This window comes from Klebsiella sp. MS 92-3 (assembly GCF_000195655.1).
GTDB lineage: Bacteria > Pseudomonadota > Gammaproteobacteria > Enterobacterales > Enterobacteriaceae > Klebsiella > Klebsiella pneumoniae.
The window spans coordinates 39,679-56,520 of record NZ_GL882823.1; the positions used below are offsets into that span (position 1 = coordinate 39,679).

The 16,842-nt window shown below is 57.2% G+C and carries 15 protein-coding genes; 11 read left to right on the forward strand and 4 right to left on the reverse strand.

The features are described 5' to 3' along the window. Positions 1-22: 22 nt before the first annotated feature. Both HMPREF9538_RS10620 and HMPREF9538_RS10615 read right to left on the reverse strand, forming a co-directional pair. A complete protein-coding gene (locus HMPREF9538_RS10620; protein ID WP_002914024.1) occupies positions 23-445 on the reverse strand; it encodes a DoxX family protein in 423 nt (140 codons plus the stop codon). A 73-nt stretch (positions 446-518) separates the two neighbouring features. Beyond that, on the reverse strand, positions 519-1,715 hold the full coding sequence (locus HMPREF9538_RS10615) for an ROK family transcriptional regulator (RefSeq protein ID WP_004174823.1): 1,197 nt from the start codon (positions 1,713-1,715) through the stop codon (positions 519-521). A gap of 112 nt (positions 1,716-1,827) precedes the next feature. On the opposite strand from HMPREF9538_RS10615, the gene HMPREF9538_RS10610 reads away from it, so the two are divergent. The 4 genes from HMPREF9538_RS10610 to HMPREF9538_RS10595 all read left to right on the forward strand — a co-directional run bounded on the left by HMPREF9538_RS10610 (position 1,828) and on the right by HMPREF9538_RS10595 (position 8,661). Continuing rightward, complete coding sequence (locus HMPREF9538_RS10610; RefSeq protein WP_009485447.1) at positions 1,828-5,103, forward strand: DUF5107 domain-containing protein; 3,276 nt, start codon at positions 1,828-1,830, stop codon at positions 5,101-5,103. A 69-nt stretch (positions 5,104-5,172) separates the two neighbouring features. After that, entirely contained in the window at positions 5,173-6,609 is a 1,437-nt protein-coding gene (locus tag HMPREF9538_RS10605; RefSeq protein WP_009485448.1) for a sugar porter family MFS transporter, read from the forward strand. After that, a complete protein-coding gene (locus tag HMPREF9538_RS10600; RefSeq protein WP_009485449.1) occupies positions 6,609-7,442 on the forward strand; it encodes an aldose 1-epimerase in 834 nt (277 codons plus the stop codon). Before HMPREF9538_RS10605 ends, HMPREF9538_RS10600 begins: the two co-directional genes overlap by 1 nt. An 82-nt stretch (positions 7,443-7,524) precedes the next feature. Next, positions 7,525-8,661: a 3-phenylpropionate MFS transporter gene (locus HMPREF9538_RS10595; RefSeq protein ID WP_004144329.1), complete on the forward strand. Its 1,137-nt coding sequence runs from the start codon at positions 7,525-7,527 to the stop codon at positions 8,659-8,661. On the opposite strand, the gene csiE is transcribed toward HMPREF9538_RS10595, so the two are convergent. Then, complete coding sequence (gene csiE, locus HMPREF9538_RS10590) at positions 8,658-9,935, reverse strand: stationary phase inducible protein CsiE (protein ID WP_009485450.1); 1,278 nt, start codon at positions 9,933-9,935, stop codon at positions 8,658-8,660. The two genes, HMPREF9538_RS10595 and csiE, sit on opposite strands and share 4 nt — an antisense overlap. Before the next feature lie 124 nt (positions 9,936-10,059). Between csiE and HMPREF9538_RS10585 the strand changes: the two genes are divergently transcribed. The 3 genes from HMPREF9538_RS10585 (at position 10,060) to HMPREF9538_RS10575 (ending at position 12,605) form a co-directional block, all read left to right on the forward strand. After that, the gene (locus HMPREF9538_RS10585; protein WP_004185124.1) at positions 10,060-10,698 is read left to right on the forward strand and encodes a DUF1007 family protein; all 639 of its coding nucleotides are present in this window, start codon (positions 10,060-10,062) and stop codon (positions 10,696-10,698) included. Beyond that, positions 10,689-11,669: a nickel/cobalt transporter gene (locus tag HMPREF9538_RS10580; RefSeq protein WP_004185122.1), complete on the forward strand. Its 981-nt coding sequence runs from the start codon at positions 10,689-10,691 to the stop codon at positions 11,667-11,669. Before HMPREF9538_RS10585 ends, HMPREF9538_RS10580 begins: the two co-directional genes overlap by 10 nt. A 99-nt stretch (positions 11,670-11,768) precedes the next feature. Further along, complete coding sequence (locus tag HMPREF9538_RS10575; RefSeq protein ID WP_009485451.1) at positions 11,769-12,605, forward strand: hypothetical protein; 837 nt, start codon at positions 11,769-11,771, stop codon at positions 12,603-12,605. Positions 12,606-12,651: 46 nt separating this feature from the next. On the opposite strand, the gene suhB is transcribed toward HMPREF9538_RS10575, so the two are convergent. Continuing rightward, positions 12,652-13,455: an inositol-1-monophosphatase gene (gene suhB / locus HMPREF9538_RS10570; protein ID WP_002913995.1), complete on the reverse strand. Its 804-nt coding sequence runs from the start codon at positions 13,453-13,455 to the stop codon at positions 12,652-12,654. 120 nt (positions 13,456-13,575) lie between these two features. Here suhB and trmJ point away from each other — a divergent pair, with 120 nt between their 5' ends. The 4 genes from trmJ to iscU all read left to right on the forward strand — a co-directional run bounded on the left by trmJ (position 13,576) and on the right by iscU (position 16,842). Further along, positions 13,576-14,310 (forward strand): tRNA (cytosine(32)/uridine(32)-2'-O)-methyltransferase TrmJ, encoded by a 735-nt coding sequence (gene trmJ, locus HMPREF9538_RS10565; protein ID WP_002913994.1) that lies wholly within the window; start codon positions 13,576-13,578, stop codon positions 14,308-14,310. 234 nt (positions 14,311-14,544) lie between these two features. Beyond that, complete coding sequence (iscR, locus tag HMPREF9538_RS10560; protein ID WP_002913993.1) at positions 14,545-15,036, forward strand: Fe-S cluster assembly transcriptional regulator IscR; 492 nt, start codon at positions 14,545-14,547, stop codon at positions 15,034-15,036. 178 nt (positions 15,037-15,214) lie between these two features. After that, entirely contained in the window at positions 15,215-16,429 is a 1,215-nt protein-coding gene (gene iscS, locus HMPREF9538_RS10555) for a cysteine desulfurase (RefSeq protein ID WP_002913992.1), read from the forward strand. A 26-nt stretch (positions 16,430-16,455) separates the two neighbouring features. Further along, positions 16,456-16,842: a Fe-S cluster assembly scaffold IscU gene (gene iscU, locus HMPREF9538_RS10550; protein ID WP_002913991.1), complete on the forward strand. Its 387-nt coding sequence runs from the start codon at positions 16,456-16,458 to the stop codon at positions 16,840-16,842.

The following is a 16,842-nucleotide window of genomic DNA, read 5'->3' on the forward strand; positions in this document are numbered from 1 at the left end:
CGTTTTTTTTTGCGTCTGGAGATTAGCGGCGGTCGAGGGAGATCGCCCCGGGGCCGGTTACCGCCAGCAGCAGGAAAGCGCCGGCGATGCTGACGTTTTTCCAGAAGTTAATCATGTTCGGCAATACCGCATCGCCAGTCATATCCCAGTAGTGATGGCCAATCACCGCCGTGCCCAGAGTGTAGAAAATAAAGATGACCGCCAGCGGGCGGGTGAAAAAGCCGAGCACAATCAGAATCGCGGCAGGCACTTCCATAATGACGGCGATAATCGCCGCCAGGGTCGGCATCGGCGCGCCGGAGGCGGCCATGTACTGCACCGTACCGTCAAAGCCCAGCAGTTTGGGGTAGCCAAAAAGAATAAACAGAATCACCACGGCGATGCGGGCGATAAGCAGCAACAGAGAGCGGGAAGCGCCAAAATCAAAATAGCGGAGTGTGTTCATAATCAGCTCGTTATGAGAGACGTGTGATTTAAACGTAATACACAAATTTGCGCTCCGCCACGTTCGTTTATGACTAAACCAGCGTCTGCAATTGCTCCTCAACGTACAGATAACCTATCCCCATCAGCTGCTGGGCGCGCGTCAGCTGGCCAAAGCCAATTTGGGTGGCGTGCGCTCGCGGCGTATCCCGGTGGTCAAAGGGGTTGAAACCCGTTTGTTTAACGATACTTTCCAGCCACTGCTCACCGAAGGCGCAGCTGCGCCCGTAAAGCCAGATTTGATTAATGTTTAATATATTCAGGAAATTATAGAGGCTTAAGCCAATCGCGTTGGCAGCGTTATCAACCCATGCGCGAATTTGCACATCTCCCTCTTTCCAGGCCTCAATGAGCGACGCCGTGGTTAACTGCTCGGGGGCGAGCGTTGCTTCAGGCTGCGTTTTGAGCCACATTCGGGCCTGTTTTTTCAGCGCGCTGAGAGAGGCGACGGTTTCGAGGCAACCGTATCTTCCGCAGTCGCAGGCGTTGCCGTCAGGATTGACAATCGTATGCCCAATCTGCCCGCTGCCGTACAGACTGCCGCGATAAATATGATCGTTAATCACAAATGACGAGCCGATACCGTAGTCGACGTTGATCACGCAAAAATCCTGCTGTGTACCCTGATGCTGCCACTTCTCCGCCAGCGCCAGCATCACGCAGTCGTTATCCACCCGAACCTGCACGCCAAGCCGCTCCTCAAGCAGATACTTTATTTCGATCGGTGTTTTCCAGCGTGCCTGGGGCATGGTTTGTGAAACGCCGGTAATCGGATCAACCTGTCCATGCACGCCAAGGGCGAGATTGATGCTGTGCTGCGGGTAGCGGCGGTGGATATGCCGCCAGCATTCAACAATGGCCTCAAGCAGGGCCTGAGGAGTGGGCGCGTTGACCGGCAAATGCTGATGGCCATCCACTGCCAGCAGGCGGGCGTCGGCAAGCTGATATTCAATGCTGGTCGGGGTGATATTCATGCACAGTGTCCAGGCGCCGTGCTCGGGGATCTGGTAGCTGCCGCTGTTCACGCCCCGTTTGCTCAAGTGTTCCGTTGAGTGACCGATCAATCCCTCGCTAAGCAGCTCGGCCAGAATATTGCTCACCGCCGGAATGGAGAGACCGGTGAGTTGAGAGAGCTGTGATTTACTGAGCTGCTTTTCCCGCCACAGATGGGAAAGAAAAATCGACTTATTGGCCTGCCGGACCCGGGCGTTATTAAAGCCAGTACGCTGCATACACTTAACTCCCTTAACTATATTGCGTGAGCATTGCGCATTTTAACAGCGAATTGGCGATATAGACTCCTGTTATTGTAACTTTTACTTCGTTTTGTTTAGTGGAGGCATCATGTACGGTTCGGTTAAGGTCTGGCAGGAAATCATTTCATTACCAACGTGGACAACGGGAGCGGAAGATCCGAACCCTATGTTTCTGGAAAAACGTGTTTATCAAGGATCTTCCGGCAGCGTCTATCCCTACGGCGTGATTGATACCCTGACCGGCGAACGCGAAATGCGCGATTATCAGGCAGTGTGGATGGAGAATGATTTCCTTCGGGTCATGCTGCTACCGGAGCTTGGCGGCCGTATTCACCGGGCATATGACAAAGTCAAACAACGTGATTTCGTCTATTACAATGAGGTGGTTAAGCCAGCCCTGGTAGGGCTGCTCGGGCCCTGGATCTCCGGAGGAATCGAATTTAACTGGCCGCAACATCACCGGCCGACGACCTTTAAGCCGGTCGATTTTTCTATTCAGCAGGGAGAAAACGGCGCGCAGACCGTATGGATGGGGGAAGCGGAGCCCATGCGCGGTTTGCAGGTTATGGCCGGGTTTACGCTCTATCCTGACCGCGCGCTGATTGAAATCACTGGCAAGATCTTCAATGGTAACGCCACGCCGCGCCATTTCCTGTGGTGGGCCAACCCTGCAGTAAAAGGCGGCGATGCCCACCAGAGTGTATTCCCACCCGATGTCACCGCTGTATTCGACCATGGTAAGCGTGATGTTTCCGCTTTCCCGATTGCCACCGGTACCTACTACAAAGTGGACTATTCTGCGGGGGTTGATATCTCCCGTTATAAAAACGTCCCGGTACCCACTTCGTATATGGCGGAGAAGTCGGATTACGATTTTGTCGGCGCTTATCATCATGACGAGCGAGGCGGGTTACTGCATGTTGCCGATCACCATGTCTCTCCTGGCAAGAAACAGTGGAGCTGGGGGTACGGGGATTTTGGCCAGGCCTGGGATCGAAATCTGACCGATGAAAATGGCCCTTATATTGAGCTGATGACCGGCGTCTTCACCGATAACCAGCCCGACTTTACGTGGCTTGCGCCTTATGAAGAGAAGGTGTTTGTGCAAAATTTCCTTCCCTACAGCGAGTTAGGGATGGTGCAAAATGCCAATACACAGCTGGCACTGAAGCTGGTTCGCGAGTCTGGGCAACTGCAGCTTGGCGTATATGCCATTGCTCCGCTAAATCATATCGTGGTTGAACTCAGCGCTGACCATCAGCCATTGTACGAAACTCAGCTGACGCTGAAGCCCGGTGAGAGCTGGCAGCAGGCGCTGCCGGAAAATGGCGTCGGGCGCTTAACCCTCAAAGTGAAAACCGCCGAGAACCAGCCGCTGCTGGATTATCAGGAACATATTACCCAACAGACGCCGCTGCCCGAACCAGCTATAGCGCCCGCGTTACCGGAAGCGATCCACAATGGCGACGAGCTCTATTTTATCGGCCAGCACCTTGAACAATACAACCACGCAAGCCGCTACGCCGGGGATTACTATCGTCGGGCGGTTGAGCTCGATCCGCAGGATTATCGCAATAATGTTGCCCTCGGTACCCTGGCGTTCAACAGTGCCGACTGGGCGCTGGCGGAACAGTGTGCCCGTGCTGCGCTACAGCGCGCGCATCGTTTGAATAAGAACCCGCGAGATGGCGAAGCCAGTATGCTGCTTGCCAGCGTGCTGGAAAGGATGGGGGATGATGCAGGCGCCTGGGATCACTATTACAAAGCCTCCTGGAGCGGTAACTGCCGTGACGCCGCCTGGTGGTCGCTGGCGCGGCTGGCGATGAAGCGCGGTGATGTTGCCGATGCGCTGGAAAAAGTAAACACCAGTCTGCGGTTCAACGCCAGCAATCCTCTGGCGATGGGGTTGAAAGCGCTGGCATTAGCCAACAGTGGGCAGAAGAAAGCAGCGCTGGAGTTTATTTTCGCCTCTCTTGAGCAATACCCATTGAGCTATCCGCTGCACTGCGCGCGCTGGATGATTGAGCGGAGCGACGACGCGCGAGAAACCCTGCTGCGCATCACGGGGCGCAGAGGGGTCAACGCCAGCCTGCTGGCGGGTTGGTTGCTCTCTATCGGACAGACGTCGGCGGTGAAAGAGGTTCTCGCGGTTCTGGACAGTCAGGAAGCGCTGCCGATGCTCTGGCGTGCGTCGCTAAGTGATGATGCCAATGAACGCCAACAGTTTATTGCCGCCGCCGAGCACTGCCATGCGCACAATGTTCGTTTCCCTAACTCGCTCGATGAAGTTCAGATGCTGCAGTCGCTGGGCGACAGCGCTTTTGCCCGCTATCTACTCGGTTGCTTCTGGTACAGCAAACGTCGCTATGACGAGGCGGTGAGCTGCTGGCGCGAGACGCTCGAAAAATCTCCCGATTATGCGCCCGCTCATCGTCTGCTGGGCGTTTACTCCTGGAATAAACAGCAGGATGCAACGCAGGCGCTGGCTTATCTGCAGAGCGCCGTAGCGCTGGAGCCGGACAATGCGCGCTTCCTGTTTGAACTCGATTTTTTGCAAAAATTACTGGCCAGGCCGGTACATGAGCGACTGACGACGCTGGTGGAACGTAAAGCCGTGGTGCTGAAGCGGGACGACCTGACCGCTGAGCTGCTAAGCCTGTGGAACGCGTCCGGTCATTATGCCGATGCCGCCGCGATTCTGGATACGCGCGTATTCCATCCCTGGGAAGGAGGAGAAGGGAAAATCACCGGCCAGTATTTGCTCAATCAGCTCCATCGGGCATTACAGTTCATCGAGCGTGGGACGTTTAAACAGGCCACGGACTGTCTGAAAGCCGCATTACGCTATCCCGACAATCTGGGGGAGGGGCGACTGCCTGGGCAAACGGATAACGATATCTGGTATTTGCTGGGCTACTGCGCAGAACAGGCTGGGGATGCGCAGCAGGCGGCGGAATATTACCAGCTTGCCCGGCAAGGGGGCTCAACGCTGGACGCCGGGCGGTACTACAACGATCAACCCGCCGATTATCTTTTCTGGCAGGGCATTGCGCTGCGTAAGAGCGGTAACCCAGCGCAGGCCGAGCAGCACTTTCGCCATTTTATCGACTGGGCCGCGCAGCATCGGGATGACGTTCCGCAAGTCGATTTTTTTGCCGTCTCTCTTCCGGACCTGGTGGTTCTCGATGTATCAGCGCAGCAGAGACATCAGCAGCACTGCTTGTTTATTGAAGCGTTGGGCCATCTGGGGCTGGGCAACGTATCCGCCTGCCAGCAGAGGATGCAGCAGCTTCTGCAAATAAATCCGGCTCATGATAAGGCGCATCTGATTCGCCATGCCCTGCAAAGCGGCATTTTTTCCTGAACCTCAATGGGCGGGCTCGGCCCGCCTGAACCCTACTGTTCCCTGCGTTTCCCTTATAGAGGAATCATTATGAACAACGCGCAGACACATCTCAAAATGGGCTACGTCTGGACGATTTGTCTGGTCGCCGCCTGCGGTGGTTTACTGTTTGGCTATGACTGGGTGGTGATTGGCGGCGCTAAGCCATTTTATGAAGCCTGGTTTTCAATTACGGACCCGGCGCAGTCCGGCTGGGCGATGAGCTCAGCGCTGTTGGGCTGTATTTTCGGCGCATTAATTTCGGGATGGTGCGCAGACAAACTGGGGCGCAAGCTGCCATTAATTCTTTCCGCTGTGCTGTTCAGCGCGTCGGCCTGGGGGACGGCGGTCGCCAGTCATTTCGATATGTTTGTGATTTACCGCATTGTGGGCGGCGTAGGGATTGGTCTGGCTTCCGCTCTCAGCCCGCTTTACATTGCCGAAGTCAGTCCGGCAGAGAAAAGAGGACGTTTTGTCGCGGTCAATCAGCTCACCATCGTGATTGGCGTGCTGGCCGCTCAGTTAATCAATCTGATGATTGCTGAACCGGTGGAGCCGGGGGCGACGCAGCAGATGATTGTGGACAGCTGGAATGGGCAGATGGGCTGGCGCTGGATGTTCGGTGCGGAACTGGTGCCGGCGCTGGCGTTTCTGGTCCTGATGTTTTTTGTCCCCGAGTCGCCGCGCTGGCTCATGAAGGCCGGTAAACCGGAGCGCGCCCGGGCTGCGCTGGAACGCATTGGTTCTGCCGACTATGCCGACAGGATCCTGCGTGAAATCGCGCATACCCTGGAAAAGGATAACAATAAAGTCTCCTATGGCGCGCTGTTGGCTCCCCAGGTGAAACCGATTGTGATCATTGGCATGGTGCTCGCCATATTCCAGCAGTGGTGTGGGATTAACGTCATCTTTAACTACGCTCAGGAGATTTTTGCCTCGGCGGGGTTCGATATTAACAGCACGCTGAAATCGATCGTCGCGACGGGCGTCGTTAATCTGGTCTTTACCATTGCGGCGCTGCCGCTGGTGGATAAAATCGGTCGCCGTAAATTAATGCTGCTTGGCGCTTCGGGATTGACGCTGATCTATGTGCTGATCGCCGGCGCTTACGCCATGGGCATTATGGGGTGGCCGGTACTGTTGCTGGTGCTGGCGGCGATTGCTATTTATGCGTTGACCCTGGCGCCGGTGACCTGGGTGCTGCTGGCGGAGATTTTTCCCAACCGCGTACGTGGACTCGCGATGTCTTTAGGTACCCTGGCGCTGTGGATCGCCTGTTTCCTGTTAACCTATACTTTCCCGCTGCTTAATGCCGGTCTGGGCGCGGCAGGAAGCTTCCTGCTGTATGGTGTCATTTGCGCTGCCGGCTACCTCTATATCCTGCGCAACGTCCCGGAAACGAAAGGTATCACCCTCGAAGCGCTGGAAGAGCAGCTGGCGCAGCGTCATACGGGCGTTAATGCGGCGAAGCAGGAGCAGATGCGCTAATGGCGGAAGAGTGGATTCTGGAGAACGCGCATCTGCGGATGTGCGTCTCTTCTCTGGGCGGCAAAGTGCAAAGTTTATTCTCGCGGCAATATCAAGCGCCGGTGCTATATGAAAATCCCGCCGGCGGCATGTTTCCGATGCTGCCATTGGCCAATCGCGTCGCCGGCAACCGTTTTATTTTTCATGGGCAGGAGATTGTCCTGCCTCGCCACCATGCCGACGAGTATTTCTTTCTTCACGGTGACGGCTGGTTACAGCGCTGGGATATTATTGAGTGCGGCGCAGAGTATTGTGTATTACAGCTGCGTCGGCAGCATGCCTGCGGTTTCGATTATCTGGCGCAGCTCCGCTACCAGTTGCTGCGTAACCAGCTGATAGCGGAGCTAACGCTTACCCACTATGGGGAGGTCCCTGCGCTTTACGGCTGCGGCTTTCATCCCTTTTTCCCTTTCGATGAACGCAGCAAGGTTCAGTTCCAGGTCAGCGGTTACTGGCCGGAAGGGGAGAATCACTTACCTCTCAACTGGCAAGGAAACTTGCCCGACTATGCCAATTTCAGCGTGGCTCAGTTCGGTGAAGATCGTTGGCTGAACGTGGGTTATTCCGGCTGGGGCGGGCGGGCGAGGGTAAGCAATGACGTGATGAATATCACAATTCTATCGCAAACTCCGTGGTTGATGCTGTTCAGAATGCAAGGTGAATCATTCCTTTGCCTCGAGCCGCAAAGCCATCCGGTAAACGCCCACAACATGGACGGGCAGCCGGGGCTGCGAGTTTTAGGCGCGGGAGAGAAGCTGAATTTTTCGCTGAAAATCATCATCGAGGGGGCATAAATAACGAGCTATCAGCAGACAAGAGCATCTTGCGCCCGCCGGGGTTTATCGCCAGACTGTCGCCACCATTCGGGAGGAAATCATGGTCTTGCACTCCACGCGCTGGCTGGCGCTCAGTTATTTCACCTACTTTTTTAGCTACGGTATTTTTCTGCCCTTCTGGAGCGTCTGGCTGGCCGGAAACGGGCTGACTCCGGAAACCATCGGCATTTTGCTTGGCGCCGGTCTGGTGGCCCGTTTTCTCGGCAGTCTGCTGATTGCCCCGCGGGTGAGCGATCCCTCCCGGCTGATCGCCGCGCTGCGCGTGCTGGCGCTGTTAACCTTGCTCTTCGCGCTGGCCTTCTGGGCCGGCAGCCACGTAGCATGGCTGCTGGCGATCATCATCGGCTTCAACCTGTTCTTTTCGCCGCTGGTGCCGCTGACGGATGCTCTGGCCAATACCTGGCAAAAGCAGATCACCATGGACTATGGCCGGGTGCGGCTATGGGGCTCTATTGCCTTTGTAATTGGTTCGGCGCTGACCGGCAAGCTGGTGAGCCTGTTCGATTACCGGGCGATCCTGCTGATGCTAAGCCTGGGGGTCGCCTCGATGCTGCTCGGCATGCTGCTTAAGCCGTCGGTGATGCCCCAGGGGGAGTCGCGCCAGCAGCAGGGGGCCGGAATGGCGGCCTGGCTGACGCTGGTGCGCCAAAGCTGGCGCTTTCTCGCCTGCGTTTGTCTGCTGCAGGGAGCGCATGCCGCCTACTATGGCTTTAGCGCCATCTACTGGCAGCAGGCCGGCTATTCCGCCTCGGCGGTCGGTTATCTGTGGTCGTTAGGCGTGGTGGCGGAAGTGGTGATCTTCGCGTTGAGTAAAAAGGTGTTCCGCCGCTTCAGCGCCCGCGACCTGCTGTTGCTCTCCGCCGCCTGCGGGCTGATTCGCTGGGGACTGATGGGCTGGACCACGGCGCTGCCGGGACTCATCCTTGCGCAGATCCTTCACTGTGGCACCTTCACGGTGTGTCATCTGGCGGCGATGCGCTATATCGCCGCCCGTCAGGGTAGCGAAGTGATCCGTCTGCAGGCCGTCTACTCCGCGGTGGCGATGGGCGGCAGTATTGCCATCATGACCGTCTTCGCCGGTTTCCTCTATCAGCACCTGCACCAGGGCGTATTCTGGGTGATGGCCCTGCTGACGCTCCCGGCGATGGCTATACGGCCAAAAGCGGTGGCGGCCTAGTCCTCGAGCATGGCGCAGATATGCTGCTGCTGGCGTTCAGTGAAGTAGTTCTCCGCGTGGATCAGCGGCGGCGAAAACAGCGGCAGCGCCGTCGCATAGGGGGTGACGATAAGCGTCACCCCTTTGGGCGCACCTTCCTTCTGAAAGCGCTCTACGCTCTGGTATTTGATATTCAGCGGCAGCAGCGTTAGTTCGCGCAGCTGTTGTTCCAGGGCCTCTTCAATAGCTGGGTTGTCATCGGTTAGCAACAGCACCTGTTTCTCGTGCAGGTCGCTTTTCTGCATCAGCCAGGCGCCAAAGATCACCGCGATTAAACCGGTCTCTTCCTCATTAAAACGGATGTGCCAGGCCTCCTCGAATTCGCTCAATGCCGCCTGGGTGGTACGCAGTAAGCGAGGGTAGAGCCGGGTCACTTCCTCTGTGAGCGTGCTGTCGATGCCGATAGCAAACACGCTGCGGATCAACGCCTGCGACAAATGAATATAGAGTTGATCGCTGAGCCCCTGCTCATCACTGAACGCTCTGCCAGCGAGGATCTGGAAGCGGTGGATCAGGCCGGAGATAGCCAGCCGCAGGCGGCGATCGTGCGGGTGACCGTCGCGGACCGGGTCGGGGGTTTTGAGCAACATAAACAGCAGCGAGAGGAAAAAAGGTTCTCCGACATGGGGCGGAGCGCCGACCCGACGCTGCCAGTGGCGGACAATCTCCTGCGCCAGGGTGAACTCGGCGGCGGTTTGAGCCCAGCGTTGCTGTTCCTCATTGAAGTCCGGAGAGTATCCCCGGTGATGTTCGAGCAGACAGTACTGCAGGTACAAGCGCAGAAACTGCACGTCGCGGCAGTCAAACTGGCGATTGAGCGCCCGCGCGCAGCGGTTCACCAGCGCCTGCAGATTGGTATCATCGTATAAGGTGCGGGCAATGCCTTCCTGTTTAAGCTGCGTTTTCAGCGCCGGGGTAAAATGATGATTAACGAACTGTGGGCAGAGGCGCAGCCCCCGCCGCAGCGCATGCAGCAGACATAAACGTTGGTCGAGCGCGGCGCCTTCAATCCGATAGCTGCCGTCCACCTGTGACTGGAGGGTCAAACGGTGGTAACGCTGAATTTCGCGTCCGGTCTCCTCAATATCCTGCCGGACCGTGGTCTCATCAACGAGGTTGATCCTGCCAAGCCGTTCAGTCGTCACCGACTGTCCGGGCAGATAAAACATCAGGAGCACCTGGCTACGGCGCTGTGGACTGGAAAGCGCAGATGGTGGTTCAATGACGGTCATCATCTGGTAAGTTCCAGTTAGGGTTTCCGCTAAGGATAGACAATGACCGCGGCGTGGGCAGGGAAGAGCGTCCGCTTTTACTCAGGATTGCTGGCGAAGTTCACAGAATTTTTCACGTGAGGAACAGATGAACAGAGTGAAACAATGCACAAGCGCGGCGTTTTTCATGGTTTTATCATGGTCGGCCGCTGCGCATCCGCATAGCTTCATCAGCCTGCAAAGCGAGCCGGTGGTCAAGGACGGTCTGCTGAGCGCCTTTAAAATGCGCTGGACGATGGATGAAATTACCTCATCGGATCTGCTCTATGATGCCGGAAACGCCAAACCGGGCAGCGAAGTCTGGAAAAAGCTGGCGGCGGAGGTGATGGCCAACGTGCTCGGTCAGCACTATTTCAGCGAGCTGTGGCATAACGGTCAGCGGGTTAAATTTGACAATCGTCCCGACGGTTACGGCCTCGAACGTGACGGACTGCAGGCGGTACTCACCTTTACTCTGCCGCTGGCGACGCCGCAACCCGTTGCCGGGCAGACGTTTACCTTTTCCACCTTCGACCCGACCTACTACGTCGATATGTTTTATGACAAGGATAGCGATTTTTCCCTGCCCGCAGGGCTGCGGGCCGCCTGTAAGGCAACGGTGATGACGCCAAAACCGAACGACAAAATGCTCTCATACGCCCAGTCGCTGGATAAAGCGGATGCGCCGCCGGAGGATATGGCGCTGGGCAGCTATTTTGCCCAGAAGGTGACCCTGACATGTCAGTAATTTTTACTCCGCGCGCGCGATCTTCGCGCTGGAAAGCGCTGTGGCCGCTGGCGCTGTTGCTGGCGGTGAGCATCATCGGCGGCATCTGGCTGTGGCGGGCGTGGCCGCAGGTGCTGATGCAGAGCGCAGTCTGGCAGCGTTCGCTCAATCTGGAACTCAGCCGGCTGCTGCAGGCGGTGGCGGAGAACCCGGCGGCGGCAGGGCTGTCGCTGCTGGGGTTTAGCTTCGTTTACGGGGTGCTCCATGCCTTAGGGCCCGGACACGGTAAAATTGTCATTACGACCTGGCTTGCCACCCATCCCGCGAAGCTGAAATCAAGCATTGGCCTGACGCTGGCCGCCTCTTTATTACAGGGGCTGGTGGCCATCGCGCTGGTGGTCGTGGTGCTGGCGCTGCTGCAGCTGCCGGCGCGCCAGCTGCACCTCAGCAGTTTCTGGCTGGAGAAGGGGAGCTATTTGCTGGTGGGTGCGTTAGGGCTGCTGCTGTGCTGGCGGGCGTTAAAAAAGCTGCGTCTGCTGCTGCGCCGGCCAACGTTTACCGCTTTTACCCCGCACCATGTTCATAACGAACACTGCGGCTGCGGGCATCAGCATCTCCCGGCCCCGGAGCAGCTGCAGGCCGGCGACGACTGGCGGGCTCGCGCCGCGATTGTCCTGTCGATGGGCATGCGTCCCTGCTCGGGGGCGATCATGGTTCTGCTGTTCAGCAAGGTAATCGGCGTTTTTGGCTGGGGGATGGCGGCGGCGCTGGCGATGGCGGCGGGAACCTCGTTGACTATCACGGCGCTGGCGCTGTTGGTGCATGGGTTCCGCCAACTGGCGATCCGCCTCAGTCGCCATCAGGCGCCAGCGTTATGGAAGCAGGTTAGTTGGGCGACGCTGGCGCTGGCCGGCGGCGTCATATTGCTGGCGGCGGCAGGGGTGATGTGGCTCAGCGCCGTCCCTGCCGGCGGTGGGATCCGTCCGTTTTAGACAGACGCCGGGCGCAAATCCTAAAGTGGGCGCCAGCGCTTGCCGCTGGCGAAGCGATGCTCTAGTTTTCCGCTTTTCGGCGGATGACAAGGAGTCGCTATGGCCGCAAATATCGTTTCTCCCGCGCAGAGCGGGCGGTTCTATTATGGCTGCGCCGGCGCCGCCGGGCTACTGGCGGGCCTGGCGATCGTATTCTGGTTTCCAGCCCTGGCCAGCTGGTGGCCGTCAGATCTGGTGCGTGTCTACCACGCCATGCCGTATGTTATGCGATTCGGGGTGGCGAGTGTCGCGGATATTCCGCTGGTGGCCTACGCCACCCTAACGCTGTCGGGCTTCGTGCTGGCCTTTTGTCATCCCGGTCAAAGTAAACTGCCCATTGTTGCCTGGGCTGTGCATAACCAGCCCTCGCCGCGGGAGATGGTCGACTGGATCCTGCGCAGCTGGGTGTTGCAGTTCGGTTTTCTGGTGATCATTTTCTGGCGTTTCGCGTTTATGGGTAAGCTAAGCAGCGACAGGCTAATGCAGATCGTGGGCATCTTTAACGACGTATGCTATCTGGCCACGCTGGTGCTGGCTGGAATACTGCTGCGCGACGGCTGGCGCGACTTTCAGGGCGTTGCCGCACCGGCAGGGAATATTCGCATTCCGCTGATCTTTGCCCTGAGTTTTTATCTGCCGTTTCAGCTGGTATGGATTTTACTCAGTGCGCAGCAGTATGAGCTGCCTCTGTGGGGATGGCTGCTGCTGGTTCCGGCGATGGTCGGCGTGCTGTTAGCCCGCCTGGCGACGGTAGGGATAGCGCTGTGTTTCCGGCGCTGGCTGGGGACGCAGGGCTGTCTGCGCTGGCGCGGACCGCTGGCCTTATTTAGCGGCCTGACGGTGCTCTGTATTGGCGGCAATGCGGTGATTCGCCAGATCCTCAACATGATAAAATGACATAAAAAAAGGAAGCCGCGGCTTCCTTTTTGACATCAGTAAGAGATTAACGCTTCAGCGCGTCGCTCAGCTGCTCGCGCATGTTCGCCAGCATCGCTTTCACCACGCGCGGGTTACCGGCAACGATGTTGCCCGTCAGCATATAGTTATGACCGCCGGTGAAGTCGCAGACAATCGCGCCAGCTTCACGGGCGATCAGCTCGCCTGCGGCGAAATCCCATGGTTTCAGGGCGATCTCAAAGTAACCGTCAACGCGGCCGGCGGCCACATAGGCCAGATCCAGCGCGGCAGAGCCGGTGCGACGGAAGTCGGCACATTCGGTAAACATGTTGCCGAGAATATTCATGTAGGTGGTGGCGTGCTGCTTCGCTTTGAACGGGAAGCCGGTCGCGATAATGGTGCCGTCGAGGTCGCGAGCGTTGCTGCCGCGCAGACGGTAGCCGTTCAGCTGCGCGCCCTGGCCGCGGGTCGCGGTAAACAGTTCGTTACGCATCGGATCGTAGACCACCGCGACTTCAGTACGCCCTTTGATGCGTACGGCGATGGAAACAGAAAAGTGCGGCAGACGTTTAACGAAGTTGGTGGTGCCATCCAGTGGATCGATAACCCATTGAACATCCTGCTCTTCGCCAGCGTGTTCACCGCTTTCTTCGGTGATAATGGTGTGCTGCGGGTAAGATTTGCGAATGGTTTCGATAATAATCGCTTCGGCGGCTTTATCGACGTTGGTCACAAAATCATTGCTGCCTTTCTGGCTGGTTTCTACGGTGTCTGGCGTTTCGTAGTGTTTGGCAATTAAATTCCCCGCCTTGCGCGCGGCGCGCACGGCGATGTTCAGCATCGGATGCATCGGTCTCTCTCACTGGATGTTAAAGAACGGGAAAAAACGGCGCATATAATAGCAGCCAAATCTGCTTATGTCTCCGTTTTATGGTAGCATGCACGAATAATCTTTAGCCGAAGAACCATAATGCTGCAAAATATTCGAATCGTACTGGTAGAAACCTCCCATACCGGCAACATGGGCTCCGTAGCCCGCGCGATGAAAACCATGGGCTTAACTAACCTGTGGCTGGTCAATCCGCTGGTCAAACCTGATTCGCAGGCGATAGCCCTGGCCGCGGGCGCCAGCGACGTGATCGGCAACGCGCAGATTGTCGATACCCTTGATGAAGCGCTGGCAGGCTGTAGCCTGGTGGTTGGCACCAGCGCGCGCTCCCGCACGCTGCCGTGGCCGATGCTCGACCCGCGCGAATGCGGTCTGAAAAGCGTCGCCGAAGGTCAGCATGCGCCGGTGGCGCTGGTCTTTGGCCGCGAGCGCGTTGGTCTGACCAACGATGAACTGCAGAAGTGCCACTATCACGTGGCGATCGCCGCCAACCCGGAGTACAGCTCGCTGAACCTGGCGATGGCGGTGCAGGTTATCGCCTATGAAGTGCGGATGGCCTGGCTGGCGGCGCAGGAGCAAGCGCAGCCGGCGGTTGAGCATGAAGAGGCGCCGTACCCGCTGGTGGACGATCTGGAGCGATTCTACGACCATCTTGAGCAGACGCTGCTGGCGACGGGCTTTATCCGCCCGAATCATCCGGGGCAGGTGATGAACAAGCTGCGTCGTCTGTTCACCCGCGCGCGTCCGGAAAGCCAGGAGTTGAACATCCTGCGCGGCATGCTGGCGTCTATTGAGCAGCAGAATAAAGGTAAGTAACCGCGTTAACGCCGGATGGCGCTTCGCTTATCCGGGCTACGAATCGGGCTCGCCTGGCGGGATGAAGGTATCAGGCTATGCGGAAGTAAAACGGCACGGAAAGCCAAATACCTGACTAAAACAGTCAAGTAAATAGTTGACCAAATTACTCGGGAATGTCAGACTTGGCCCTGCTATGCAATACCCATATTAATAAAAAGCCCGGCCAGGGGCGAGTTTGAGGTTAAGTAAGACATGAGACTGACATCTAAAGGGCGTTATGCCGTGACCGCGATGCTTGACGTTGCGCTCAACTCTGAAACGGGCCCGGTGCCGTTGGCAGATATTTCAGAGCGTCAGGGAATTTCGCTTTCCTATCTGGAACAGCTGTTCTCTCGCCTGCGTAAAAATGGCCTGGTTTCCAGCGTTCGTGGCCCAGGTGGTGGTTATCTGTTAGGTAAAGATGCCGGCAGTATCGCCGTCGGCGAAGTCATTAGCGCCGTGGACGAATCCGTTGACGCCACCCGTTGCCAGGGCAAGGGCGGCTGTCAGGGCGGCGATAAATGCCTGACTCACGCGCTGTGGCGCGACCTGAGCGAGCGCCTGACCGGCTTCCTGAACAATATCACCCTCGGGGAACTGGTGAATAACCAGGAGATCCTCGATGTTTCCGGTCGTCAGCATCAGCACGAAACCCAGCGCAATGCGCGCACCCAGGACGCGATTGACGTTAAACTGCGCGCCTGAGTGACCCGTCCCGTTTCGGGCTGCGGCTGACAGGGCAAGGCGGCGCGAAACGGCGGGACAACGATTATAAAGAGCTTTCAGAATCAGGCCGGGATGCTCCGACATTCCGTGTACTCGGTCGTACATCAAGCCGGTTGCCTGATTCCTTGCATTGAGTGATGTACGGAGTTTAAGAGCAATGAAATTACCGATTTACCTCGATTACTCCGCAACCACGCCGGTGGACCCGCGTGTTGCCGAGAAAATGATGCAGTTCCTGACCATGGACGGGACCTTTGGTAACCCGGCCTCCCGTTCCCACCGTTTTGGCTGGCAGGCTGAAGAGGCGGTTGATATCGCCCGCAATCAGATTGCCGAGCTGGTCGGCGCCGACCCGCGCGAAATCGTCTTTACCTCTGGTGCGACTGAATCCGACAACCTGGCGATCAAGGGTGCAGCCAACTTTTATCAGAAAAAAGGCAAGCACATCATCACCAGCAAAACCGAGCATAAAGCGGTTCTGGATACCTGTCGTCAGCTGGAGCGCGAAGGCTTCGAAGTGACCTACCTGGCGCCGCAGAGCAACGGGATTATCGATCTGAAAGAGCTGGAAGCAGCGATGCGTGACGACACCATCCTGGTTTCCATCATGCATGTGAATAACGAAATCGGCGTGGTGCAGGATATCGCTACCATCGGCGAGATGTGTCGCGCCCGCGGTATCATTTACCACGTAGACGCCACCCAGAGCGTGGGCAAGCTGCCTATCGATCTGAGCCAGCTGAAAGTTGACCTGATGTCCTTCTCCGGTCACAAAATCTACGGTCCGAAAGGCATCGGCGCGCTGTACGTGCGTCGTAAGCCGCGTATTCGTATCGAAGCGCAAATCCACGGCGGCGGCCACGAGCGCGGTATGCGTTCCGGTACTCTGCCTGTTCACCAGATCGTCGGCATGGGTGAAGCTTACCGTATCGCCAAAGAAGAGATGGAAAGCGAGATGGCGCGTCTGCGCACGCTGCGCAACCGTCTGTGGAACGGCGTGAAGGATATGGAAGAAGTGTACCTCAACGGCGACCTCGAGCAGGGCGCGCCGAACATTCTTAACGTCAGCTTCAACTATGTTGAAGGCGAGTCGCTGATTATGGCGCTGAAAGACCTGGCGGTTTCCTCCGGTTCAGCCTGTACTTCCGCGAGCCTTGAGCCATCCTACGTGCTGCGCGCGTTAGGCATGACTGATGAACTGGCGCACAGTTCTATTCGTTTCTCTTTAGGTCGTTTCACTACCGAAGAAGAGATTGACTATGCCATCGATCTGATTCGCAAATCCATTGGCCGTCTGCGCGAGCTTTCTCCGCTGTGGGAAATGTTCAAACAGGGCGTGGATCTGAACAGCATTGAATGGTCACATCACTAATTCGGCACCAATAAGGAGAATTCATCATGGCTTACAGCGAAAAAGTTATCGATCATTACGAGAATCCGCGCAACGTCGGCTCTTTTGACAACAGCGACGAGAACGTCGGCAGCGGCATGGTCGGCGCGCCGGCCTGCGGCGACGTGATGAAGCTGCAGATTAAAGTCAACAATGAAGGTATCATTGAAGACGCGCGCTTCAAGACCTACGGCTGCGGTTCCGCTATCGCTTCCAGCTCCCTGGTTACCGAGTGGGTGAAGGGCAAATCGCTGGACGAAGCGCAGGCGATCAAGAACACCGATATCGCCGATGAACTGGAACTGCCGCCGGTGAAAATCCACTGCTCGATCCTGGCGGAAGACGCGATTAAAGCCGCGATTGCGGATTACAAAAGCAAACGTGAAGCAAAATAA

Coding starts and splice junctions, on each gene's coding strand:
- HMPREF9538_RS10620 (WP_002914024.1), bottom strand. CDS start 445: ATGAACACACTCCGCTATTTTGATTTTGGCGCTTCCCGCTCTCTGTTG.
- HMPREF9538_RS10615 (WP_004174823.1), bottom strand. CDS start 1,715: ATGCAGCGTACTGGCTTTAATAACGCCCGGGTCCGGCAGGCCAATAAG.
- HMPREF9538_RS10610 (WP_009485447.1), top strand. CDS start 1,828: ATGTACGGTTCGGTTAAGGTCTGGCAGGAAATCATTTCATTACCAACG.
- HMPREF9538_RS10605 (WP_009485448.1), top strand. CDS start 5,173: ATGAACAACGCGCAGACACATCTCAAAATGGGCTACGTCTGGACGATT.
- HMPREF9538_RS10600 (WP_009485449.1), top strand. CDS start 6,609: ATGGCGGAAGAGTGGATTCTGGAGAACGCGCATCTGCGGATGTGCGTC.
- HMPREF9538_RS10595 (WP_004144329.1), top strand. CDS start 7,525: ATGGTCTTGCACTCCACGCGCTGGCTGGCGCTCAGTTATTTCACCTAC.
- csiE (WP_009485450.1), bottom strand. CDS start 9,935: ATGATGACCGTCATTGAACCACCATCTGCGCTTTCCAGTCCACAGCGC.
- HMPREF9538_RS10585 (WP_004185124.1), top strand. CDS start 10,060: ATGAACAGAGTGAAACAATGCACAAGCGCGGCGTTTTTCATGGTTTTA.
- HMPREF9538_RS10580 (WP_004185122.1), top strand. CDS start 10,689: ATGTCAGTAATTTTTACTCCGCGCGCGCGATCTTCGCGCTGGAAAGCG.
- HMPREF9538_RS10575 (WP_009485451.1), top strand. CDS start 11,769: ATGGCCGCAAATATCGTTTCTCCCGCGCAGAGCGGGCGGTTCTATTAT.
- suhB (WP_002913995.1), bottom strand. CDS start 13,455: ATGCATCCGATGCTGAACATCGCCGTGCGCGCCGCGCGCAAGGCGGGG.
- trmJ (WP_002913994.1), top strand. CDS start 13,576: ATGCTGCAAAATATTCGAATCGTACTGGTAGAAACCTCCCATACCGGC.
- iscR (WP_002913993.1), top strand. CDS start 14,545: ATGAGACTGACATCTAAAGGGCGTTATGCCGTGACCGCGATGCTTGAC.
- iscS (WP_002913992.1), top strand. CDS start 15,215: ATGAAATTACCGATTTACCTCGATTACTCCGCAACCACGCCGGTGGAC.
- iscU (WP_002913991.1), top strand. CDS start 16,456: ATGGCTTACAGCGAAAAAGTTATCGATCATTACGAGAATCCGCGCAAC.